Here is a 21,090-nt window from a genome sequence, read left to right as displayed (position 1 = left end):
TGCTCCATGAACAGGACGCGGCCCCCGCCATGGCGGGGGCCGCGTCGTCGTCTTCCCTGAGTGGCGGCTCGGGCGTCGCCTCGGGATCAGGGCGCCAGGCGGAAGCGGTGCCAGCTGCCGTCGCGGCGCTCATAGCGCAGGCGGTCGTGGAGCCGGCTCGGCTGCCCCTGCCAGAACTCGATCATGTCGGGGATCACGCGGTAGCCGCCCCAGTGGATCGGGCGGGGAATCTCCTGTCCCTCGTAGGCATGCTCGAAGCGCTGCTCACGCTCCGCGAGCCAGGTGCGATCGGGGATCACCACGCTCTGGGTGGCGACCCAGGCGCCCAGCTGGCTGCCGCGGGGGCGGCTGGCGAAGTAGCTATCCGACTCCTCCGGGCTGACCTGCTCGACCCGGCCCTCGACGCGCACCTGGCGGGAGAGGCTGGGCCACCAGAACACCAGCGAAGCGTGGGGAACGTTGGCGAGCTCGCTACCCTTGTGGCTGTGGTAGTTGGTAAAGAACACCATGCCCTTTTCGTCGGTGCCCTTGAGCAGCACGATCCGGGCGTGGGGGCGTCCCTGGCTGTCGGCCGTGGCCAGGGTCATGGCGTTGCCGTCGCTGCCCTCGGTGTCGAGTGCCAGGGTCAGCCACTCGTCGAACAGCGTCATGGGCTCGTCGGGCGCGTCCGCCTCGTCCAGCTGACCGCCCTCATAGTCGCGCCGAATGTCGGCAATGTTGCGTGTCATGACCGTCTCCTTGAAGTTTGTGTCATGGTCGCCGGTCGTCGGGCCGAGCTCAATGCCCTGGATCAACGCGCCATGGGAAATTCTCTCCCAAGCTTACGGCGTCCCGCCCAGCTGCACCATGGCCATGTAGGCGCCGGTCCCCCCGGCGATCGACAGCAGGGCATGGCGCCGCCACAGATGCAGTACGACCACCGTCAGCGAGGCGAGGATCAGCGGCCAGCCGTCGGGGGCGACGTTGAGGCGGCCGTCGGTCAGGGGGCGGAAGTCGCGCAGCGCGTAGATCACCAGGATCATCATCACCGCCGGCGGCAGGTAGCGCCCCAGGTGGAGGATCAGCGGGTGTTCCGCCTGGCGTGCCAGGGCCACGAACGGCAGCACGCGGGTGGCGAAGGTCGCTGTGGCGCAGACGGCGATGAAGACCAGCAGGTCGGCGGTACTCATGGGGACAGAGCCTCGCGTTGTGTCTGACGGCGGCGGTGATCGGCCAGCAGGATCAGGGTGGTCGCGCCGATGGCGCCCAGCAGCAGGTGGCGGTCGGGCAGCAGCGCCACGGCGCCGAGGCCGGTGGCCAGCGCGATTGCGAAGGGCAGCCATTGACGCAGCCGCCGGGCCTGCTCCAGCGTCAGCACGATGAACAGCGCCGTCAGGGCGAACTCGATGCCGCGGCTGTCGAAGGTCAGGGTGGTGCCGATCAGCACGCCCGCCGCGCTGCCCAGCACCCACCAGAGCTGGTTGAGCAGGCTGAGACGAAAGGCCTGGGCGTGGTCCAGATCGCGCTCCCCGCCGTGCGTGGTCAACAGTGAGTAGGTCTCGTCGGTCAGCGCGAAGATGAGATAGGGCTTGCGCCAGCCGGCGCCCTGGAAGCGCTTGAGCAGCGAGAGGCCGTAGAAGAGATGGCGAGAGTTGAGCATCAGGGTGGCCACGGCCACTTCCATCAGGCCGGCCCCGGCGGCGAGCAGCGCCACGGCGAGAAACTGGCCGGCCCCGGCGTAGATCACCAGCGACATCAGTAGCGCCCCCCAGGCCGGGATGCCGACTTCGATGGCGAGGATGCCGAAGGCCGCCCCCAGCGGCAGGTAGCCGAACATCACCGGCAGGGTCGTGACGCTGGCCTCATGCCAGGCGTGGCGCTTGGGCAACGCGGATCTCCTTATCCTGGTGGCGAGACGATGCGCGTCTCTCGGCTAGTCGGCGCGCAGCTGGCGGCTGCGGAATCGCGCGTAGCCCATGCAACCGGTGAACAGCGCCAGGGAGACCAGCGCCTCGGCCGTGCCGCGCAGCCCCTGGCCGGGCAGGGTGGCGACCATCACGCCCTGGGTGAAGTAGAGCAGGCTGACGAAGGAGAGCCAGGCGTGGCCGCGCGGGCGACGGGTGATGATCGACGGCAGGAAGAGCACCAGCGGCAGCACGAAGGCCACCAGTGGCACCAGGGGATTGCCGTCGGTGCTGACGATCGCCCCGCGATAGACCATCAGCGCCAGCAGGATGGCGTAACTGCCGAGCACCAGCCGGCGCGAGGCGTCGGTCAGGTGGTCGAGTCCCTTGCGGGCCTCCAGGCCCTCCAGCCACTGTCTCATTTGGCCTCCTGGCGTGCCGCCGCAAGGGCCAGGGCGAGGCGCGCGACGCGCTTGCCCTGGGCGAAGGCCAGCGTGCGCTCATGCTCGTCCAGCGGCCGGTCGCTGCGCGTGCCGGCCAGGTGACTGGCGCCGTAGGGCGTGCCGCCGGCGGAGGTCTCCATCAGCTCGATCTCGCTGTAGGGCAGGCCGGCGTACACCATGCCGTGGTGCAGCAGCGGCAGCAGCATCGAGATCAGCGTGGTCTCCTGGCCGCCATGCAGGCTGGAGGTGGAGGTGAAGGCGGTGGCCGGCTTGTCGATCAGGGCGCCGCCCAGCCACAGCTCGATGGTACCGTCGATGAAGTACTTGAGCGGGGCGGCCATGTTGCCGAAGCGGGTCGGGCTGCCGATGGCCAGGCCCGCGCAGTGGCGCAGGTCGTCGAGGGTCGCATAGACGGGGCCTGCCTCGGGGATCTCGGGTTCCACCGCCTCGCAGCTGGCCGAGACGGCGGGCACCGTGCGCAGGCGCGCGTCGATGCCCGGGCACGCCTCGACGCCGGCGGCGAGGCGCTCGGCCATGGCGCGGGTGGCGCCGTGGCGAGAGTAGAAGAGGATCAGCACATACGGACGCTTTGCGGTCATGGGGATTCCTGGGTGACCTGGAAGATCGGGCGGGCGGGGCTCAGTCGAGCAGGGCGCGGATAGCCTCGGGCGGGCGACCGATGATGGCGCGGCGCCCGTCATCGGCGATGGGGCGCTGCAGGATCCGCGGGTGGGCGAGCAGGGCCTCGACAACCTGGCGCGGGTCGTCGGCATCGGCCCCTCGCGCCTTCCACTCGGGCTCGTTGCGGCGCACCAGGCTTGAGGGCTCGCCCTCCAGGCGCTGGATCAGGGCCTCGAGCTCATCGGCATCCAGCGGCTCGTCCAGATAGCGGCGGACAGTCACCTCGGTGCCGGCTTCCTCGAGCAGGGCCAGGGCCTGGCGCGACTTGGAGCAGCGCGGGTTGTGGAGGAGGGTGATCATGAACGTATCCTTTTGCCACTCAAGGTGAAAGCGGCATTGTAGGCCGTGGCTCAATCCCGCCACAACCGGACGGGGTCACTCCTCGTCTCGATGGCTGGGCAGGGTTCGCTCGATAGCACCCAGGACGGTCATGATCACCAACGCCATGAGGGTGACCATGGCGGCCAAGGCGAAGTTGTGGACCCCGGCCGCAATGCCGATGGCACCGGCCAGCCAGATCGAGGCGCCGGTGGTGATGCCGTGGACGCTGGTGCCGCTGCGAATGATGCTGCCGGCCCCCAGGAAGCCGATGCCCCCGATCACCCCTTCGACGATGCGTGTGGGGTCGATGCGCGCGGAGGGGTCCCCCTCGGCGGTGGCGAACAGGATCTCCAGCCCCACGATCAGGAAGGCCGCAGCCCCCAGCGCCACCAGCATGTGCGAGCGCAACCCCGCGGGCTTGCCGCGCAGCTCACGCTCCAGGCCCAGCACCAGCGCCAGGCCGGCGGCCACGCCCAGCCGGGAGAACATGTCAAACAGCGAGATCTCGCTTTCCATAGAACCTCCTTGAGCCGATGAGACCTCCGCGGGTCGTGGTGTGAGGCACGGCTTCGTCGACACGATATCGCCTTTCCCCACCCCCGGATAACCGAGAAATCGCCTAATCGCGTCGTCGATAGGCCCAGATGCGGCGGCCATCCGCCAGCGTCACCCGAACGCGATCGTAGCGGATACCCAGCCTCTCGTAGCGATCCAGACGGGCCAGCTCCCGGGCATCGACAGTCAGTACCAGGCCTTCCACGCGCCCTCCGGGGGCCTTCTGAAGATCGAGGCCGTCGCGTTGGTAGCCCTCCAGCAAGGCAGGCTCGGGGTTGCCGACTCGGCCGTAGACCAGCCAGCGGATCGGGGCGTGGGTGAGGGTGCCGTAGACGAAGACCCGGTGGGGGCCCTCGGCGACCGGGGCCAAGTGCTCCGGGCGCTCGTAGGTGAAGGGGCTGAGCATGGTCAGCCACAGCCAGCCGGCCAGGGCGAGGGGCGAGGCGATGGCCAGGGCGGCGAGCCCGTGTCGCATGCGCATGGCGCTTCCTTTCGCTTGTGTGGGGGGACAGGAGTGGCAGTCAGGGGGCGTTGCCCCGCGTGCAGCACCATCCTGCCACGATCGGGGCGAGCGCTTAAGCGACCCGCGAGGCTCTGCTAGGATGAACGCTCCCCCTTGACGTCCTGGAGGTGCCCCGTGAGCCAGACCCATCGTAACGACGAGGATTTCCAGGCGCTGGTGGGGGACGTCCGCCCCCTGCCGAAGCGCGCCCATCGAGCCGATCCCGGCCGTCGCCGCGGGGCCCCCAGCGAGGCCCAGCTGGCCCGGCGAGAGAGTGCGGCGGCCGAGTCGCCGGGCCGTGACCTGCTCTCGACCGATTTCATCGACCTGCTCCCGCCCTTCGACCCGCTGCTCTTCTACCGGGACGGCATCCAGGTCGGTGTGGTGGATCGCCTGCGCCACGGCGGCTATCCGGTCCAGGCCAGCCTGCATTTGCTGCGTCGGCCGCTGGAGGAGTGCCGCCAATGTCTGGCCCCCTTCATTCGCGAGGCCTACGCCCACGACCTGCGCTCGGTCATGATCATCCACGGCCGCGGCCGTGAGATCGACAGTCCGGCGAACGTGCTGCGCTCCTGCCTGGCGAAGTGGCTCGAGAGCCTCGACGAGGTCCAGGCCTTCGCCTCGGCGAGCCAGGCGGACGGCGGCCTGGGAGCCACCTGGGTGATGCTGCGCAAGAGCGAGCGGGCGAAAGCCAACAACCGGGAGCGCCAGCAGAAGCGCCGCGGCTGAGCCACGCCTGCTCTTCATCGATGACCACAGACGACGCCGCCGGCCCGAGGGCCGGCGGCGCGCGTTGAGGCAGGTGTGGTGGCGTCGTCGCCCTCAGGCCAGGGCGGGTTCCCGGAGGCGGCTGGCGAGCTCACGCAGGCGATGACGGAACAGCGGCTGTGGGTCGTCGGTGCCCGGTTGGTAGCCGCGGCTGAAGGTGGTCAGGGCGTTCAGCGCATCGGCGACGATCTGATCCTCGCGCAGCGAGAAGGCGTTGACGCCGCAGCGCGACAGGTAGAAGAGCTGGTCGACCAGCACATCGCCGACGGCGCGAATCTGGCCCGCGTAGCCGTGCCGCTCGCGCAGCAGGCGCGCGATGCTGTAGCCGCGGCCGTCGGTGAACTTCGGGAAGTCGATGCCGATCAGCGGCGCCTGGGCGAGCTCGGCGGCGAGTTCCGGCGTGAGCTCGGTGTCGCTGGGCAGCCAGGGCGCCAGGTCGGCGCGACGCCCGGCGGCCTGCCAGACCTCCAGGCGCACCAGGGCCGGGCCCTCGGCCGGGGCGGTGTCGCCGTCGTGGCGGATCCAGTCGGCCTCGACGGGACGGCCGTCGACGATCAGCGGGCGAGTGACGGTTTGCTCAGGCATAGACACGCTCCTTGAAGGGTTTGAGGCCGATGCGGCGATAGGTGTCGAGGAAGGTTTCGTCGGGCTGGCGGCTGCCGACATAGACCTGCAGCAGGGTGTCGATCACGCTCGGCACGTCCTCGCGGAAGAAGGAGGGGCCGAGGATCTTGCCGAGCGAGGCGCCGTTGCCCTGGCTGCCGCCCAGCGAGATCTGGTAGTACTCCTCGCCCTTCTTGTCGACGCCGAGGATGCCGATGTGGCCGACGTGGTGATGGCCGCAGGCGTTCATGCAGCCGGAGATATTGAGCTCCAGGGGGCCCAGGTCGTAGAGGAAGTCGAGGTCCTCGAAGCGCTCCTGGATGGCGTGGGCGACCGGGATCGACTTGGCGTTGGCCAGGCCGCAGTAGTCGCCGCCGGGGCAGCAGATCAGGTCGGCCAGGGTGCCCACGGTGGGGTTGGCCATGCCGAGGGCTTCGAGGCGCTGCCAGAGCTCCTCGAGGCGATCCACCGGCACGTCGGTGAGCACCAGGTTCTGCTCGTGGGTGACCCGCAGCTCGCCGTAGCCGAATTCGTCGGCCAGGTCCGCCACCGCGGCCATCTGCTCGGAGGTGACGTCCCCCGGGGAGTGCTCGCGGCGCTTCAGCGACAGGGTCACTGCCTTGTAGCCGGCCACCTTGTGGTCGGTGACGTTGTTGGTGACGAAGCGGGCGAAGGCGCGGTTCTCGCCGCGCAGCCGCTCATAGGCCTCGATCGCCTCGGCGGGTACGGCGCGGCGCTCCGGCTCGATGAAGTGCTCGGCCACGGCTTCCAGCGCCTCGGCGGTAAGGGTCTGAGGGCCGTCCTTGAGGTGGGCCCACTCCTCCTCGACGCGGCGACGGAACTCGTCGACGCCCAGCGCCTTGACCAGGATCTTGATGCGCGCCTTGAACTTGTTGTCGCGGCGGCCGAACTGGTTATAGACGCGAACCAGGGCCTCCAGGTAGGTGAGCAGGTGCTGCCAGGGCAGGTCCTCGCGCACCACTTCGGCGATCATCGGCGTGCGACCGAGGCCCCCGCCGGCCAGTACCTTGATCCGCACCTCGCCCTGGCGGTCGCGCCACAGGCGCAGCCCGACGTCGTGGACCTGGATGGCGGCGCGGTCCTCGGCGGCCCCGGTCACGGCAATCTTGAACTTGCGTGGCAGGAAGGCGAACTCCGGATGGAAGGTCGACCACTGGCGGATCAGCTCGCACCAGGCACGCGGATCGACCTCCTCGTCGGCGGCGATTCCCGAGAACTGGTCGGTGGTGGTGTTACGGATATCGTTGCCACTGGTCTGGATGGCGTGCATCTGCACGCTGGCGAGCTCGGCGAGGATGTCCGGCACGTCCTCGAGCTTCGGCCAGTTCAGCTGCAGGTTGGTACGGGTGGTGAAGTGGCCATAGCCGCGATCGTAGCGAGCGGCGATCTCGCCCAGCTTGCGCAGCTGGTTGGCGGCCAGCATGCCGTAGGGAATGGCGATACGCAGCATGGGGGCGTAGCGCTGGATATAGAGGCCGTTCTGCAGGCGCAGCGGCAGAAACTCCTCTTCGCCGAGCTGGCCGGCGAGATAGCGGCGCATCTGGTCGCGGAACTGGGCGACGCGTTCATCGACCAGGGTCTGGTCGTGGGAGTCGTAGCGGTACATGCAGCGCGATCCTGAATCGAGAAAAGGGGACGTTGGCGCTACCTTACCCCCTCGCATTTATTCTATAAAAGAATAAATCTTCATAGTTTATATGCGAAATGGAATGAGGCGGCGTCCCGGCTAGAGTGCCAGGGACTGCCAGCGTCGCCGCTGCCAGATCAGCATGAACCAGGCCGAGTTGAGGCAGCGGTAGCCCAGCTGCACCCACCAGATGCCGAGCAGCCCCTGCTCGAGCGCCACCCCCACCCACCAGGCCAGCGGCAGGAATACCAGCCACTGCAGGGAGAGGGTCGCGGTCATTACGGTGCGGTTCGCCCCGGCGCCCAGCAGGGCCTGGGCGAACACCAGGGCGGCGGCATCCAGCACGATCATGACCGCGGTCAGCTGCAACGGCAGCCGCCCCAGAGCGACCAGCGTCGGGTCGTGGAGGAAGAGGCGCAGCACCGTCTCGGGGAAGAGCAGCATCGGCAGGGCCAGCACCGCCAGGCCGCACCAGGCCAGGCGCACCACGTCCCATCCCCAGCGGTGGGCCTCGCCGTGAGCCTGGCGGCCCAGCGCCTGGCCGACCAGGCTCATCGCCGCCATGCCGAGGCCCACGCCGGGCAGGATCAGCAGCAGTGACAGGTTCACCAACACGTGGCCTACCGCAACGCTGGCCGTATCGATGCGGCCGAGTATCCAGAACAGCACGGCATAGCCGGCCGCGAACCATAGCTGCTGGAAGGAGTGGGGCGTGGCCAGGCGCAGGGTGGTGGCCAGCACGGCGCCGCGGGGGCGCTCGGCCAGAAAGCCGCTGCCGGTGGCGTGACGCAGGCTGAGTCCGGCCCAGGTGGCGAGCCCGACGAAGAGCGAGAGGCTGGTGCCGGCGCCGGCACCGGCCGCGCCCATGGCCGGCAGCCCGGCCAGCCCGAAGATCAGCCCCAGGCTCGCGACCACGTTGATGGCGTGCATCACCAGGATGATGCGCAGGTAGAGGCCGGTCTGCTGGATGCCGTTCCAGTAGCCACGAAAGCAGAAGATCATCGCCACCGGGATCAGCGACACCACCCGCCAGCGGAAGTACTCCACCGCCACGGCGTTGACCGCGGGATCCTGATTGATCAGCGCCAGCAGGCGCGGCGCCTGCCACAGGCAGAGAAGGGTGAGCGGGCCCGCCACGGCCAGCGCGATGGCGAGGCCAGCATTGAGCGCCAGGGCGCGTCGCCCCCAGTCCTCCTCGCCGTGGCGTCGCGCCGTCTGGGCCTGCACCCCCGAGGAGAGCCCGAAGACCATGGCGGTGATCAGGAACATGGCGTAGCCGCCGATGCCGACCCCGGCCAGGGGCACCGAGCCGAGCGAGCCGACCAGGGCGGCATCGATCAGGTTGAGCAGACTCTGGGTGAGCATGCCCGCGATGATCGGCAGGGAGAGGCGCAGGATCGTCTGGCGGCGGGTGGACTCGGGCAGCATCCGTCTTCCGGCAAGGTGGGGCAAGGTGTGCGACAAGCGGCCCGCCGCGGCGGGCCGGTGGGGTCAGGCGGGGTCGTAGGAGAGCACCGGCGCGAGCCAGCGTTCGAGCTCCTCGAGGCGCATGGCCTTGCGAGTAGCCAGCGCCTCGACCTGGTCGCGGGTGATCTTGCCGGTGGAGAAGTACTTCGAGCGGGGGTGCGAGAAGTACCAGCCGGCGACGGCGGCCGCGGGCCACATGGCGAAGTTCTCGGTGAGCTCGAGGCCGGCGTTCTCGGTGGCGTCGAGCAGGCGGAACAGGGTCGCCTTCTCGGTGTGGTCGGGGCAGGCCGGGTAACCCGGTGCCGGGCGAATGCCCTGATACTTCTCGGCGATCAGCGCATCGTTACCCAGGGTCTCGTCGGGCACATAGCCCCAGAACTCCTTGCGCACCCGCTCGTGGAGCCGCTCGGCAAAGGCCTCGGCCAGGCGGTCGGTGAGCGACTGCACCAGGATGGCATTGTAGTCATCACCGGCAGCCTTGTACTGCTCGGCGAGCGCCTCGACGCCGTGCCCGGTGGTCACCGCGAAACCGCCGATCCAGTCCGGCTGGCCGCTCTCCTCGCCGTTGGCGTCATAGCGGGGCGCCACGAAGTCGGCCAGGCTGTGGCAGACGCCATCGCGGTTCTTGGTGGTCTGCTGGCGGATGTGGTGCAGCCGCTCGATCACCTCGCGGCGCGACTCGTCGGCGTATACCTCGATGACGTCGTCGTCGACGCTGTTGGCCGGCCACAGGCCGATCACCCCGCGGGCGTGGACCAGCTTCTCGTCGATCAGCTTGCGCAGCATCGCCTGGGCGTCGGCGAAGAGATGGCGCGCGGCCTCGCCGACCACCTTGTCCTCGAGGATCTTCGGGTACTTGCCGGCCAGCTGCCAGCTCATGAAGAAGGGCGTCCAGTCGATGCGTTCGACCAGCTCCTGGATATCGTAGTCGTCGAACACCTGGAGGCCGGTGATGGCCGGGCGGGGCGGCGTGTACGCCTCCCACGCCATGTCGGGCTTGCGGCGTCGCGCCTCGTCATAGCTGAGGTTGGCGGCCTTGGGGCGGCGCTTGGCATTGCGCTCGCGCACCGTCTCGTATTCGTCGCGTATCTGTGCGACGTAGTCCGGTTTCAGGGCCGGCGAGAGCAGCTTGCCGGCCACGCCCACGGCGCGGGAGGCATCCGAGACGTAGATCACCGGCTGATCGTAGCCCGGCTCGATCTTGACCGCGGTATGAGCCTTGGAGGTGGTGGCGCCGCCGATCAGCAGCGGCAGGCTGAAGCCCTGGCGCTGCATCTCCTTGGCGACGTGGACCATCTCGTCGAGCGACGGCGTGATCAGCCCGGAGAGGCCGATGATGTCGGCGTTCTCCTTCCGGGCCGTCTGCAGGATCTTCTCCGCAGACACCATCACGCCCAGATCGATCACCTCGTAGTTATTGCACTGCAGGACGACGCCGACGATGTTCTTGCCGATGTCGTGGACGTCGCCCTTGACCGTGGCCATCACGATCTTGCCCTTGGCCTGCGTCTCGGCGCTCTTCTCGGCCTCGATGTAGGGGATCAGGTACGCCACCGCCTGCTTCATGACCCGCGCCGACTTGACCACCTGGGGCAGGAACATCTTGCCGGCGCCGAACAGGTCGCCGACGACGTTCATGCCGTCCATCAGCGGCCCCTCGATCACCTCGATGGGGCGCTCGGCACGCTGGCGGGCGAGCTCGGTGTCCTCCTCGATGTAGGCGGTGATGCCCTTGACCAGGGCGTGGGAGATGCGCTTCTCGACCTCCCAGGTGCGCCACTCGAGGTCCTCTTTCTTGGCCGGGCCGCTGCCATCGCCCTTGTACTTGTCGGCGAGCTCGAGCAGGCGCTCGGTGGAGTCGCTGCGACGGTTGAGGACCACGTCCTCCACGGCCTCGCGAAGCTCCGTCGGCAGGTCGTCGTAGACCGCCAGCTGGCCGGCATTGACGATGCCCATGGTCAGGCCGGCGCGCACGGCGTGGTAGAGGAACACCGAGTGGATCGCCTCGCGCACCGGGTTGTTGCCGCGAAACGAGAAGGAGACGTTGGAGACGCCGCCGGAGACCAGGGCGTGGGGCAGGTGCTCGCGGATCCACTGGGTCGCCTCGATGAAGTCCACGGCGTAGTTGTCGTGCTCCTCGATGCCGGTGGCGATGGCGAAGATGTTGGGGTCGAAGATGATGTCTTCCGCCGGGAAGTCCAGCTCGTCGACCAGGATCCGATAGGCGCGCTCGCAGATCTCGCTCTTGCGGGCGAAGGTGTCCGCCTGGCCCGACTCGTCGAAGGCCATCACCACCACGGCGGCGCCGAAGCGCCGGCAGGCGGTGGCCTGCTCGCGGAAGGCGTCCTCGCCCTCCTTCATGGAGATGGAGTTGACCACCGCCTTGCCCTGCACGCACTGGAGGCCCGCTTCGATGATCGTCCACTTGGAGGAGTCGATCATGATCGGCACCCGGGCGATGTCGGGCTCGCCGGCGATCAGGTTGAGGAAGCGTACCATCGCCTCCTCGGACTCGAGCATCCCCTCGTCCATGTTGATGTCGATGACCTGGGCGCCGTTCTCCACCTGCTCCAGGGCCACCTCCAGCGCCGTGGTGTAGTCCTCCTCGACGATCAGCCGCTTGAAGCGCGCCGAGCCGGTGACGTTGGTGCGCTCGCCGACGTTGACGAACAGCGAGTCGGCCTCGATGTTGAAGGGTTCGAGTCCGGAGAGGCGGCAGGCCCGGGAGCGCTCGGGCACCCGGCGCGGGGGGAGGTCCTCGATGGCGGCATGGATCGCCGCGATGTGCGCCGGCGTGGAGCCGCAGCAGCCGCCGATGACGTTGACCAGGCCGCTCTGGGCGAACTCAGCGACGATCGCCGCCATCTCCTCGGGGGTCTGGTCGTACTCGCCGAACTCGTTGGGCAGGCCGGCGTTGGGGTGGGCCGAGACGAAGGTGTCGGCCTTGGTCGAGAGTTCCTCGACGTAGGGGCGCAGCTCCTCGGCGCCCAGGGCGCAGTTGAGCCCGATGGTGAGCGGTCGGGCGTGGCGCACCGAGTTCCAGAAGGCCTCGGTGGTCTGCCCCGAGAGCGTGCGCCCGGAGGCGTCGGTGATGGTGCCGGAGATCATCACCGGCAGCCGCTCGCCGCGGGCCTCGAACAGCTCCTCAAGGGCGAAGATCGCCGCCTTGGCGTTGAGGGTGTCGAAGACCGTCTCGATCATGATCAGGTCGGCACCGCCCTCGATCAGCGACTCGGCGGCCTCACGGTAGTTCTCGCGCAGGGCGTCGAAGGTGACGTTGCGCTTGGCAGGGTCGTTGACGTCCGGCGACAACGAGGCGGTGCGTGAGGTCGGCCCCAGCACTCCCGCCACGTAGCGCGGCACGCCGCTCTCCTCGGCCACGGCGTCACACACCGCGCGGGCCAGACGCGCCGACTCGCGATTGAGCTCCGGCACCAGGTCTTCCATGCCGTAGTCCGACTGGGAGAGCCGCGTGCTGTTGAAGGTGTTGGTCTCGATGATATCGGCGCCGGCCTCGAGGTAGTCGCGATGGATGCGCGTCACCAGGTCGGGGCAGGTCAGGGCCAGCAGGTCGTTGTTACCCTTCAGATCGCTCGGCCAGTCGGCGAAGCGCTCGCCGCGGAACTCCTGTTCAGACAGCTCGGCGTTCTGCAACATGGTCCCCATGCCGCCATCGAGCATCAGGATGCGACGTGAAAGGCTGTCATGAAGCGAGGCGGTCTGGGCAGTGGGAACGGCGGCCATGGGCGGGTCAATCTCCAGCGAAGAGGCGTCAAGGTTCTGGCCGGCAGCGGTGCGCCTGTGGCGTCTTGTCTCGCTGATGCACTGCGGGCCGGGGGGCGACCTGCCGAGATGCGGCGCATCGGCGGATCGCCTGGGAAGCTAATTATCCTAGCAAAAGCCGGCGCGCCGCGGCAGGGGGCCGGCTAAAACCCAGCAAATCAGTCGGGATTGTGTCGGCCGCGCGTGTCGCTTACCATTGACGCCATCACCCTTTCTGCCTCCGTCGCGACGGTCTTCGCTGCGACGGGTCACGATAGCGAGAGCACCATGAGCGATAGCATCCAGATCACCGATAGCGCCCAGGCTTACCTCGCCGAGCTGCTCGAGAAGCAGAACGTCGAGGGCATCGCGGTGCGCATCTTCATCACCCAGCCCGGCACACCCTACGCCGAGACCTGCCTGGCCTACTGCCGTCCCGGCGAGGAGGAGCCCAGCGACGAGCTGCTGGAGCTTCCGAAACTTCGCGCCTACCTGGACAAGAACAGCCTGGCCTTCCTCGAGGAGGCCGTGGTCGACTTCAACGCCGATCGCATGGGCGGCCAGCTGACCATCAAGGCGCCCAACGCCAAGATGCCCAAGGTCAACGCCGACAGCCCCCTCGAGGATCGCGTCAACTATATCCTCTATAGCGAGATCAACCCGGGCCTGGCCTCCCACGGCGGGGAGATCAAGCTGGTCGAGCTGACCGAGGACCAGGTGGCGATCCTGGCCTTCGGCGGCGGCTGCCAGGGCTGCGCGGCGGTCGACCTGACCCTCAAGGATGGCGTCGAGAAGACCCTGCTCGAGCGCATCCCGGAGCTCGCCGGCATCCGCGATGTGACCGATCACACAGACACCACCAACGCCTACTACCGCTAGGCGCGGCAATGGGCGCGAGCGCCCCGGGAGGCCATCGGCCTCCCGGGGCCGCGCTTACTCCTCCCTGGAAGGCTCCGCATTCGCGGGGCCTTCGTCGTTTCGGGCGCCGTGTTCGGCCTCACTCTCTTCTTTCTCATGCTCGTCGCGTTGCTTCGCCACCGGCGCCTGCCATAGGCAGCGATGCAGCTGGGTCTCCAGGTCGCGCAGGCGGCGCGCCTGCTCGGCCAGTAGCTGCTGCTGCTCGTCGATGCGCCCCTGCAGCAGGACCTGCTCGTGCTGCTGGGTGCGCGTGCGTTCCTCGGCCTGCCGGCGGGCCCACTCCGTCTCCCGGTGGCGCTTCTCCTCCTCGGCCAGCGCACTTCGCGCCTCCTGCACCAGTCGTTCCGTGCGCTCGAGACGCGTCTCGAGCTGCTGGTGGCGCTGGACGTGGGCCTTGTCGGCGGTCTGGCGCTCCTGGCGCGCCTCGTCGAGCAGGGCCATCAGCCGCGACTCGCTGCTCTCGTGACGCTGCTCCTCCTGGGCCAGTCGCTCCTGGTGGCGTGACGCCTGCTCGGCCAGGGCCTGCTGATGCTCCTGGGCCCGACGCTCCTGCGTCTGCTGGAGGTCGGCGAGCTGTTGCTCTAGCCGCGCCTGGTAGCGGGACAGTTTCGCCTCACGCTCGGCCAGGGCGTCGCGTTCGGCCTCCCGGCGGGCGAGCTCCCCGCTCTGTTCTCCCAAGCGCTGCTCAATGCTCGCCAGATGGGCGGAGAGTGCCGACTCCCGTTGCTCGGCGTCCTCGGCGCGTCGTGACGCCTCGCCGGCCTCTTCGCGGGCCGTCTCCACCCGGCCGTCGGCCTCCTGGCGATAGTGGGCGAGCGCCTCGTTGGCGGCGGCCTGGGCCTTCTCCCACAGCGCCTCGGCGAGCTCCTGCAGGGCCGCGGGCATGCCGCGGGGCGGCGGCTGGTCGCGATTCTCCTTCCGCTGGATGCGCCACTCCCGCAGGTGCTCGCTGATGGTGGTGAAGCTGCCGGTACCGAGCACCTCGCGCACCTTGTGCACGCTCGGGGCTTCGCCTTTCGCGAGCAGGGCATCGATGGCCCGCTGTACATCCTCGTACCGCACACCGCTGCGCGCCATGGCCGTCTTCTCCTCGTGGTCGTCTGCCGGCCGTCTGTTGGGCCGTGTCCGGGGTCTGGGCGCCAGTCTACCCGGGGATGAGCGATTATTGAAGCTAATTACGTAATACGTAAAACGTAAATATATTTACAATAGCCAGGATAAAATCAAGATTACGCGCCTTATCTTGATTTTATGACGGCATAGGGGCGACACTGGGCCATCAGGCAGGAGGAGTGGCCCCGCGAAGTGGCGCGGAGGCCGGCCTTGGCCGTGAAGCGCCGCGACACGGCGAGAGCGACAGGAGGGCATCGATAGGCGATGAAAGGCGAGGAAAATCAGCGGCTTGGGAAGGATGGCGAGAGCCTCGATCCGGCATTGCTCCCGGATATAGCGGCTGCGTCGAAACGAGCGCCCGTCATGGATGCGCGCCGGCCGCCGGCGACGAGCGCCCATATCGAGGCCGAGAGCGACGCCGAGGCCGTGACGAGGTGGCTCGGCGAGTACCGGGCGAGCCGGCAGACCCAGCGTGCCTATCGGCGCGAGGCGGAGCGGCTGCTGCTGTGGCTGGCCGAGCAGGGCAGGGGGCTTGGCGAGCTGCGCCGCCATGATCTCGACGCCTTCGAGACCTTTCTTGCCGATCCGCGACCGACCGAGCGCTGGATCGGTCCGGTGCGTCCGCGCGAGGATCCGCGCTGGCGCCCCTTCCGCGGGCCGTTGTCGCCGGCGAGCCGCCGGCAGAGCCTGGTCATCCTGCAGGGCATGTACGCCTGGCTCGTGGAGGCGGGCTGGGTCGGCCATAACCCCTTTCGGCTGATGCGCGACAAGCGCCGCCGCCTGGATAATCGTCAGGGCGGCATCGAGCGCTATCTCGAGCGGCCCCTGTGGGACTGGTTCTGGGCCTGGCTCAACCGGCCGCTGGTGGCGGACGCCATGCCACGTCAGCGCTTCGAGCGGTCACGCCGCCGGCTGGTCTTCGGCTTCGCCTACCTGCTGGCCCCGCGCATCGGCGAGATGAGCGCGGCGCGCATGAACGACTTCGTGCGCCGCGAGGGGCGCTGGTGGTGGCGGGTGGTCGGGAAGGGCGACAAGGCGGCGCAGGTGCCGGTGCCGCCGGACATGCTGGCCCTGTTGGTGGCCTGGCGGGAGGCCCTGGGTCTGCCGCCCCATCCCGCGTCGGACGACGACGGCCCGCTGCTCAGGGCGCTGGACGGCGCGCGAGGATTGGGCGACAACCGGCTCTATCGGCTGATTCGCGACGCCTTCGGCGAGGCGGCGGACGCCCTCGAGGCCGAGCAGGGCGACGAGGCCCGCGACGCCACGGCGCGCCTGCGCCAGGCAACGCCTCATTGGCTGCGCCACACGGCGCTGACCCACCAGGCCCAGGCCGGCGTGGAGCTTCGCTACCTGGCGGGCACCGCACGCCATTCGCGACTCGATACCACGGCGCGCTACCTGCATGCCGAGGACGAGGAGTGGCATCGCCAGCAGGCGCGCCATGGCCTCGGCGTCGGATCCGACGAGGGAAGGCGGACCGCGGCGGAGGATCGAGATGGGGCGCCTGAGTCGTTATACTGAAGTTAACCGCTTTGAGGAGAGATCATGAGCACCGAGACCACCGCCGAACAGGCCCAGCAGGAGCTTCTCGACGATTTCGAGATGTTCGACAATTGGATGGATCGCTACCAGTACATCATCGACATGGGCAAGCAGCTGCCGGCCTTTCCCGAGGAGTGGAAAGTCGAGGAGCTGAAGATCCAGGGCTGCCAGTCCAACGTCTGGATGCGCCACCGCCGCGAGGGCGACACCCTGCACTTCGATGCGGTCTCCGACGCTGCCATCGTCTCCGGGCTGATCGCCGTGCTGATGCGCATCTACAACGACCGCCGGCCGGCGGACATCCACGCCACCAGCCCTCACTTCCTCAAGGACCTGGGGCTCGACAAGCACCTGTCGCCGACCCGCAGCAACGGCCTCAACGCCATGCTGGAGCGGATCTATCGGGTGGCCGAGCAGGAAGCCGCGTGACAGGCACGTCCGAGACCTGATCGACACGAAAGGGCGAGACGGGGCGGTTTAGGCCGCGCCGCCTTCATCCGGCGCCCGGTCGGAGGCGGCCTCCAGGTCGTGGCGCCGACTCATCGCGACGCGTAGACTCATCGCCCCCTACATGGTCAATGTTGCGCTGCTATGAAGATCAGCCCCTTGCCTCCCCTGAATAGCCTCGTGGCTTTTGAGTCGGCGGCCCGGCATCTTAGCTTCACCCTGGCCGCCGAGGAGCTCCATGTGACTCAGGGAGCGATCAGTCGCCAGGTTCGCAGTCTCGAGGACTATCTGGGCAAGCCGCTTTTCGAGCGGGCCAACCGCGCCGTCAAGCTGACGGCCATGGGGCATCGTTACGCCCAGGCGGTCCGCCAGTCGCTCAACGATATCGCCTCGATCACCGAGGAGGTGCGTGGCTGGCAGGGCATACATCAGATCACCGTGGCCACCACCAGCGCCATGGCCTCATTGTGGCTGCTGCCCAAGATCGCTGCCTTCCAACGCGAGCATGACGATATCGAGCTGCGGATCGTCGCCATCGAGCAGCTGCGTGACCTGGCTCGTGTGGAGTGTGATATCGCGCTGTTCTACTGCCGCACGCCGCCCCCCGCGATGCTGGCCAGGACGCTCTTCCACGAGGAAGTCTTCCCGGTATGCAGTCCGGGCTACCTGGAGCAACACGGTCCCTTCCCGGGCCCCGAGGCGCTGCTCGACTGCACTCTGCTGTCCCTGGAAGACGCCGACCAGGACTGGATGAGCTGGAAGCAGTGGTTCACCGAGGTGGGCGTTGTCTCGCGCCTGCCGAGGCGGCGTCTCAATATCAACAGCTACTCGATGCTGATCCAGGCGGCGATGATGGACCAGGGCGTGGCGCTGGGCTGGAGTCAGCTGGTCGACGACTACCTGGAGCGCGGCCAGCTGGTGCGCCCCGTGGAGACGGTGCTGCGCACCCAAGCGCGCTTCTGTCTGCTGGAACGCGGTGAGACGCCTTCCAATCGCCGCGGCGTCTGTGCCTTCCGCGAGTGGCTGATGGACACCGTGCCCAAGGAAGTGGGCGAGCTCGGGCTGATTTGAGCCCCCAACCCACGATGCACGACAAGGGGCCCGGCAATTGCCGGGCCCCTTGTCGTTGTGAGCGTTTCTGGTGCCGGGCCTCAGGCCTCGAGGATCGGCTCGGCGCGTGCCGCGGCGCCGTGCCGGGTGACTTCCTCGGCTTCGGCCTTGCCGCTGTGGTGATCGATGTCCTCGTGGGCGGGCCGCACCTGGGGCGGCAGCATGGCGGCGGCGATGGGCTCCCGGCGCAGGGTGCGGTAGAGACTCAGGGTCATCACCAGGATGAATACCGCGATGGGTAGCCCGGCGATGATCGAGGCGGTCTGGATCGTCTTCAGGCCCCCGGCGTAGAGCAGGGCGCCGGCGATGCAGCCGATCACCAGGCCCCAGATCACCCGGATCGGCTGGGGCGGTTCGGGACTGCCCACGCTGTCCAGAGTGCACAGCACCAGGGTGCCGGAGTCCGCCGAGGTGATGAAGTAGGTCGCCAGCAGCAGCACCGCCATGATCGACAGCACGCTGCCCAGCACGCCCGGATCCAGGGCCTCGAACAGGGTGAACAGCGCCAGGGTGGTGTCCTCCTGGGTGGCCTGGAGCACCGCGCCGCCGGTGAACTCGGTGTCCGCGGCGACATCGCCGCTGGCCACCGCCTGCTCATGGGCCTGTCGCGCCTGCTGCTCCTCGAACAGGGCGCTGCCGCCGAACACCGACATCCACACGAAGGTCACCAGGGTCGGCACCAGCAGGGCACCGCCGATCAGCTCGCGGATGGTGCGGCCCCGCGAGATACGGGCGATGAACATGCCGACGAAGGGCGCCCAGGTCATCCACCAGGGCCAGTAGAAGGCGGTCCACCAGTTCTGCCAGCCGCTGTCGGCGTTGGCGTCGCTCCACAGGCTCATGCCGATCAGGTTGTCGGCGTAGTCGCCGGTGCCCTGCAGCAGGGTGTTGAGGATATAGCGGGTCGGGCCGATGGCCAGCACGATGGCGACGATCGCCACCGAGAGCAGCATGTTCCACTCCGAGAGCCGGCGGATGCCGCGTCCTACACCGGACATCACCGAGGCGATGGCGAACAGGGTGATCACCGCGATCATGCCGAGCTGGACGCCGATACCGATCTCCACGCCAAAGACGTGGTTCAGTCCGCTGTTCATCTGAATCACGCCCAGGCCCAGCGACTGGGAGACACCGAAGGCGGTGATCGCCACGGTCAGGATGTCCACGGTATGGCCGATGGGGCCATAGATGCGATCGCCGATGAAGGGGTAGAGGATCGAGCGCAGGGTCAGCGGCAGCCCCTTGCGGTAGGCAAAGTACGCCAGCGCCAGGGCCACGATGATAAAGGTCGCCCAGGGGTGCAGGCCCCAGTGGAAGAAGGTCAGGCGCATGGCCATGCCGGCGGCGGCGTCGCTCATGCCTTCGCTGAAGGGGTTGTCGGCGTAGTGCCACATCGGTTCGGCCACCGACCAGAAGATCAGGCCGATGCCCATGCCCCCCGAGAACAGCATGCTCACCCAGGAGATGAAGCTGAATTCGGGGCGCTCGTCATCCTTGCCTAGGCGGATATGCCCGAAGCGGCTGACCATCAGATAGAGCAGGAAGGCCAGTACGCCGCTGACCACGGCGAGATAGAACCACTTGGCGTTGTTGAGGACGGTGGTCGAGATGTTCTGGAAGATGGCGCCGGCCTGCTCGGCCAGCACGGCGCAGAAGATCACGAAGCCGATGACCAACACCTTGGAGGCGATGGTCACCGTCGGGTTGAGGCCCTTGAAGAGCCCACTTTCTGAGCGCATGGCGTCACTCTCGGTTGTTATTGAATCAGGGGACGACGGGGAGGGGGCCCACGGTGGCCCGCTGCGAAGAGTGGGGGCTTCACGGGATGGGAGCAACGCATATTTTGTCATCTTTTTATGAGTTTTTATCACTCTTGCGGATGATGATAACGCGACAAGGGGCGCGGGAGGCAACGATGATAACTAGAGCTTCTGGGTTTCACCATTCGTCTAATAAATGACTTTATCTCATGGGTTGATGCCGATTCATCGATTGTCCGCACCTCACACCGCCCCCCAGACTCGCCTCCACCAGCCGGAACCCCGGTAGGGCTACAACAGACCAGAACCGCCCGTGACCCCGTTGAGGAGGCCAAGATGACCGACCTGACCCAATCCCTGATTCCCGCCCAGCAACTCGATGACGTCCTCGCCCCGATCGAGGAGGCCACCGGCATGCCCAACGCGGCCTACGTCAGCGAGGCCTTCTACTCCCAGGAGCGCGACCAGCTGATGGCCAGCACCTGGGCCTGCGTGGGCTTCGCCAGCGACCTGGTGAAGAACGGCTACGTCAAGCCGGTCAACTTCATGGGGCTGCCGCTTTTGATGATGCGCAACAAGGACGGCGAGACCCAGGTCTTCCACAACGTCTGCAGCCACCGCGGCATGCAGCTGGTCGCCGAGGAAGGTGAAGTGCAGGGTGTGATCCGCTGCCCCTACCACTCCTGGACCTACGACCTGAACGGCAATCTGCGCGGCACGCCACACATCGGCGGCGTCGGCCAGCACAAGGTCGACAGTTTCAAGTGCGAGAAGCACGGCCTCAAGGCCATTCGCAGCGCCGTGTGGATGGACATGGTGTTCATCAATCTCGACGGCCAGGCCCCCGACTTCGCCGAGCACGTGGCGCCCCTGGAGAACCGCTGGCGTGACTTCATCGGCGCCGACGGCTTCGACCTGCTGCGTCGCGTCAACATGGGCGGCAACCTCGAGATCACCGTCAACTGCAACTGGAAGCTGGCGGTGGAAAACTACTGCGAGAGCTACCATCTACCCTGGGTGCATCCGAGCCTGAACACCTACTCGCGCCTCGAGGACCACTACAACATCCAGTTCGGTGAGCATTTCTCCGGGCAGGGTAGCCTGGCCTATCGTCTCTCCGACGTGGCCGGTACCAGCCTGCCCAAGTTCCCGTCCTGGCCGAAGGACAAGATGGAGCACGCCGAGTACGTCTCCTTCTTCCCCAACGTGCTGCTCGGTATCCAGGCCGACCATGGCTTCGCCATGATGCTCGAGCCGGTGTCCGCCGGACAGACCGTGGAGCACCTGCGCGTCTACTACGTCGGTGACGAGGCAACCCAGGACGCCTTTGCGGCCTGCCGGACCTCCACCCTGGAGTCCTGGCGGGTGGTCTTCGGCGAGGACATCGCGGCCGTCGAGGGCATGCAGCGTGGCCGGCAGTCGCCGGGCTTCCAGGGCGGCGTCTTCTCGCCGGTGCTGGATCACCCGACCCACTTCTTCCACCAGTGGGTGGCACGTCGCGTGCGCGGCGATGCCGAGGCCGCCTGATCCCCGGGTCTTGCCCGAAACATCGCTTCTGGAGTTCTCC

The 21,090-nt window shown here is 67.8% G+C and carries 20 protein-coding genes; 6 read left to right on the top strand and 14 right to left on the bottom strand.

Features of this window, described 5'->3' with window-relative positions; all coding sequences use genetic code 11:
- Positions 1-86: 86 nt before the first annotated feature.
- The 8 genes from pdxH to FEI13_RS02020 all read right to left on the bottom strand — a co-directional run bounded on the left by pdxH (position 87) and on the right by FEI13_RS02020 (position 4,364).
- The gene (gene pdxH, locus FEI13_RS02055) at positions 87-728 is read right to left on the bottom strand and encodes a pyridoxamine 5'-phosphate oxidase (protein WP_138179052.1); all 642 of its coding nucleotides are present in this window, start codon (positions 726-728) and stop codon (positions 87-89) included.
- A 93-nt stretch (positions 729-821) separates the two neighbouring features.
- A complete protein-coding gene (locus tag FEI13_RS02050) occupies positions 822-1,169 on the bottom strand; it encodes a branched-chain amino acid transporter permease (RefSeq protein ID WP_138179050.1) in 348 nt (115 codons plus the stop codon).
- Positions 1,166-1,867: an AzlC family ABC transporter permease gene (locus tag FEI13_RS02045; protein WP_240036391.1), complete on the bottom strand. Its 702-nt coding sequence runs from the start codon at positions 1,865-1,867 to the stop codon at positions 1,166-1,168. The genes FEI13_RS02050 and FEI13_RS02045 overlap by 4 nt, the downstream gene beginning before the upstream one ends.
- 45 nt (positions 1,868-1,912) lie before the next feature.
- The gene (locus FEI13_RS02040; protein WP_138179048.1) at positions 1,913-2,305 is read right to left on the bottom strand and encodes a DUF2069 domain-containing protein; all 393 of its coding nucleotides are present in this window, start codon (positions 2,303-2,305) and stop codon (positions 1,913-1,915) included.
- Entirely contained in the window at positions 2,302-2,925 is a 624-nt protein-coding gene (gene wrbA / locus FEI13_RS02035) for an NAD(P)H:quinone oxidoreductase (RefSeq protein WP_138179046.1), read from the bottom strand. Before wrbA ends, FEI13_RS02040 begins: the two co-directional genes overlap by 4 nt.
- Before the next feature lie 40 nt (positions 2,926-2,965).
- A complete protein-coding gene (locus FEI13_RS02030) occupies positions 2,966-3,307 on the bottom strand; it encodes an arsenate reductase family protein (RefSeq protein ID WP_138179044.1) in 342 nt (113 codons plus the stop codon).
- Between the two features lie 75 nt (positions 3,308-3,382).
- Complete coding sequence (locus FEI13_RS02025) at positions 3,383-3,844, bottom strand: MgtC/SapB family protein (RefSeq protein ID WP_138179042.1); 462 nt, start codon at positions 3,842-3,844, stop codon at positions 3,383-3,385.
- A 103-nt stretch (positions 3,845-3,947) separates the two neighbouring features.
- Complete coding sequence (locus tag FEI13_RS02020) at positions 3,948-4,364, bottom strand: gamma-glutamylcyclotransferase family protein (protein WP_138179040.1); 417 nt, start codon at positions 4,362-4,364, stop codon at positions 3,948-3,950.
- A 156-nt stretch (positions 4,365-4,520) separates the two neighbouring features.
- Here FEI13_RS02020 and smrA point away from each other — a divergent pair, with 156 nt between their 5' ends.
- Complete coding sequence (gene smrA, locus FEI13_RS02015) at positions 4,521-5,114, top strand: DNA endonuclease SmrA (RefSeq protein WP_138179038.1); 594 nt, start codon at positions 4,521-4,523, stop codon at positions 5,112-5,114.
- 93 nt (positions 5,115-5,207) lie between these two features.
- Here smrA and FEI13_RS02010 read toward each other — a convergent pair whose 3' ends face one another.
- The 4 genes from FEI13_RS02010 to metH form a co-directional block, all read right to left on the bottom strand.
- Positions 5,208-5,738, bottom strand: a complete 531-nt coding sequence (locus FEI13_RS02010; protein ID WP_138179036.1) for a DUF934 domain-containing protein — start codon at positions 5,736-5,738, stop codon at positions 5,208-5,210.
- Complete coding sequence (locus FEI13_RS02005) at positions 5,731-7,383, bottom strand: nitrite/sulfite reductase (protein WP_138179034.1); 1,653 nt, start codon at positions 7,381-7,383, stop codon at positions 5,731-5,733. Before FEI13_RS02005 ends, FEI13_RS02010 begins: the two co-directional genes overlap by 8 nt.
- 120 nt (positions 7,384-7,503) lie before the next feature.
- Positions 7,504-8,832, bottom strand: coding sequence for an MATE family efflux transporter (locus FEI13_RS02000; protein WP_138179032.1), 1,329 nt, complete (start codon positions 8,830-8,832; stop codon positions 7,504-7,506).
- 63 nt (positions 8,833-8,895) lie between these two features.
- Positions 8,896-12,615: a methionine synthase gene (metH, locus tag FEI13_RS01995; RefSeq protein WP_138179030.1), complete on the bottom strand. Its 3,720-nt coding sequence runs from the start codon at positions 12,613-12,615 to the stop codon at positions 8,896-8,898.
- Between the two features lie 306 nt (positions 12,616-12,921).
- Between metH and nfuA the strand changes: the two genes are divergently transcribed.
- Positions 12,922-13,512, top strand: coding sequence for a Fe-S biogenesis protein NfuA (gene nfuA, locus FEI13_RS01990; protein WP_138179028.1), 591 nt, complete (start codon positions 12,922-12,924; stop codon positions 13,510-13,512).
- A 54-nt stretch (positions 13,513-13,566) separates the two neighbouring features.
- Here the strand turns inward: nfuA and FEI13_RS01985 are convergent, their stop codons facing one another.
- The gene (locus FEI13_RS01985) at positions 13,567-14,628 is read right to left on the bottom strand and encodes a DNA-binding protein (protein ID WP_138179026.1); all 1,062 of its coding nucleotides are present in this window, start codon (positions 14,626-14,628) and stop codon (positions 13,567-13,569) included.
- A 399-nt stretch (positions 14,629-15,027) separates the two neighbouring features.
- Between FEI13_RS01985 and FEI13_RS01980 the strand changes: the two genes are divergently transcribed.
- The 3 genes from FEI13_RS01980 to FEI13_RS01970 all read left to right on the top strand — a co-directional run bounded on the left by FEI13_RS01980 (position 15,028) and on the right by FEI13_RS01970 (position 17,724).
- Positions 15,028-16,185 carry a tyrosine-type recombinase/integrase gene (locus tag FEI13_RS01980; protein ID WP_138179024.1) on the top strand — a complete coding sequence of 386 codons (1,158 nt, stop codon included), beginning with the start codon at positions 15,028-15,030 and terminating at the stop codon, positions 16,183-16,185.
- A 24-nt stretch (positions 16,186-16,209) separates the two neighbouring features.
- Positions 16,210-16,635, top strand: a complete 426-nt coding sequence (locus tag FEI13_RS01975; RefSeq protein WP_138179022.1) for a SufE family protein — start codon at positions 16,210-16,212, stop codon at positions 16,633-16,635.
- Positions 16,636-16,833: 198 nt separating this feature from the next.
- Positions 16,834-17,724, top strand: a complete 891-nt coding sequence (locus FEI13_RS01970; RefSeq protein WP_240036390.1) for a LysR substrate-binding domain-containing protein — start codon at positions 16,834-16,836, stop codon at positions 17,722-17,724.
- Positions 17,725-17,804: 80 nt separating this feature from the next.
- On the opposite strand, the gene FEI13_RS01965 is transcribed toward FEI13_RS01970, so the two are convergent.
- Positions 17,805-19,502: a BCCT family transporter gene (locus tag FEI13_RS01965; protein WP_240036389.1), complete on the bottom strand. Its 1,698-nt coding sequence runs from the start codon at positions 19,500-19,502 to the stop codon at positions 17,805-17,807.
- A 357-nt stretch (positions 19,503-19,859) separates the two neighbouring features.
- Here FEI13_RS01965 and FEI13_RS01960 point away from each other — a divergent pair, with 357 nt between their 5' ends.
- Complete coding sequence (locus tag FEI13_RS01960) at positions 19,860-21,050, top strand: aromatic ring-hydroxylating oxygenase subunit alpha (protein WP_138179018.1); 1,191 nt, start codon at positions 19,860-19,862, stop codon at positions 21,048-21,050.
- Positions 21,051-21,090 lie beyond the last annotated feature (40 nt).

Origin of the sequence: Halomonas urmiana (genome assembly GCF_005780185.1) — a bacterium.
Taxonomy (GTDB): Bacteria; Pseudomonadota; Gammaproteobacteria; order Pseudomonadales; family Halomonadaceae; genus Halomonas; species Halomonas urmiana.
Note: the sequence above shows the minus strand (reverse complement) of the source record. Positions and strands in the feature narration are given on the sequence as shown.

Excerpts from the sequence above, each read along its gene's own strand:
- FEI13_RS02000 (WP_138179032.1), bottom strand. The coding sequence starts at position 8,832 with ATGCTGCCCGAGTCCACCCGCCGCCAGACGATCCTGCGCCTCTCCCTG.
- FEI13_RS02040 (WP_138179048.1), bottom strand. The coding sequence starts at position 2,305 with ATGAGACAGTGGCTGGAGGGCCTGGAGGCCCGCAAGGGACTCGACCAC.
- metH (WP_138179030.1), bottom strand. The coding sequence starts at position 12,615 with ATGGCCGCCGTTCCCACTGCCCAGACCGCCTCGCTTCATGACAGCCTT.
- FEI13_RS01965 (WP_240036389.1), bottom strand. The coding sequence starts at position 19,502 with ATGCGCTCAGAAAGTGGGCTCTTCAAGGGCCTCAACCCGACGGTGACC.
- nfuA (WP_138179028.1), top strand. The coding sequence starts at position 12,922 with ATGAGCGATAGCATCCAGATCACCGATAGCGCCCAGGCTTACCTCGCC.
- FEI13_RS02010 (WP_138179036.1), bottom strand. The coding sequence starts at position 5,738 with ATGCCTGAGCAAACCGTCACTCGCCCGCTGATCGTCGACGGCCGTCCC.
- FEI13_RS02050 (WP_138179050.1), bottom strand. The coding sequence starts at position 1,169 with ATGAGTACCGCCGACCTGCTGGTCTTCATCGCCGTCTGCGCCACAGCG.
- FEI13_RS01980 (WP_138179024.1), top strand. The coding sequence starts at position 15,028 with ATGGATGCGCGCCGGCCGCCGGCGACGAGCGCCCATATCGAGGCCGAG.
- FEI13_RS01985 (WP_138179026.1), bottom strand. The coding sequence starts at position 14,628 with ATGGCGCGCAGCGGTGTGCGGTACGAGGATGTACAGCGGGCCATCGAT.
- FEI13_RS02030 (WP_138179044.1), bottom strand. The coding sequence starts at position 3,307 with ATGATCACCCTCCTCCACAACCCGCGCTGCTCCAAGTCGCGCCAGGCC.
- FEI13_RS02005 (WP_138179034.1), bottom strand. The coding sequence starts at position 7,383 with ATGTACCGCTACGACTCCCACGACCAGACCCTGGTCGATGAACGCGTC.
- FEI13_RS02020 (WP_138179040.1), bottom strand. The coding sequence starts at position 4,364 with ATGCGCATGCGACACGGGCTCGCCGCCCTGGCCATCGCCTCGCCCCTC.
- FEI13_RS01975 (WP_138179022.1), top strand. The coding sequence starts at position 16,210 with ATGAGCACCGAGACCACCGCCGAACAGGCCCAGCAGGAGCTTCTCGAC.
- FEI13_RS01960 (WP_138179018.1), top strand. The coding sequence starts at position 19,860 with ATGACCGACCTGACCCAATCCCTGATTCCCGCCCAGCAACTCGATGAC.
- FEI13_RS02025 (WP_138179042.1), bottom strand. The coding sequence starts at position 3,844 with ATGGAAAGCGAGATCTCGCTGTTTGACATGTTCTCCCGGCTGGGCGTG.
- pdxH (WP_138179052.1), bottom strand. The coding sequence starts at position 728 with ATGACACGCAACATTGCCGACATTCGGCGCGACTATGAGGGCGGTCAG.
- wrbA (WP_138179046.1), bottom strand. The coding sequence starts at position 2,925 with ATGACCGCAAAGCGTCCGTATGTGCTGATCCTCTTCTACTCTCGCCAC.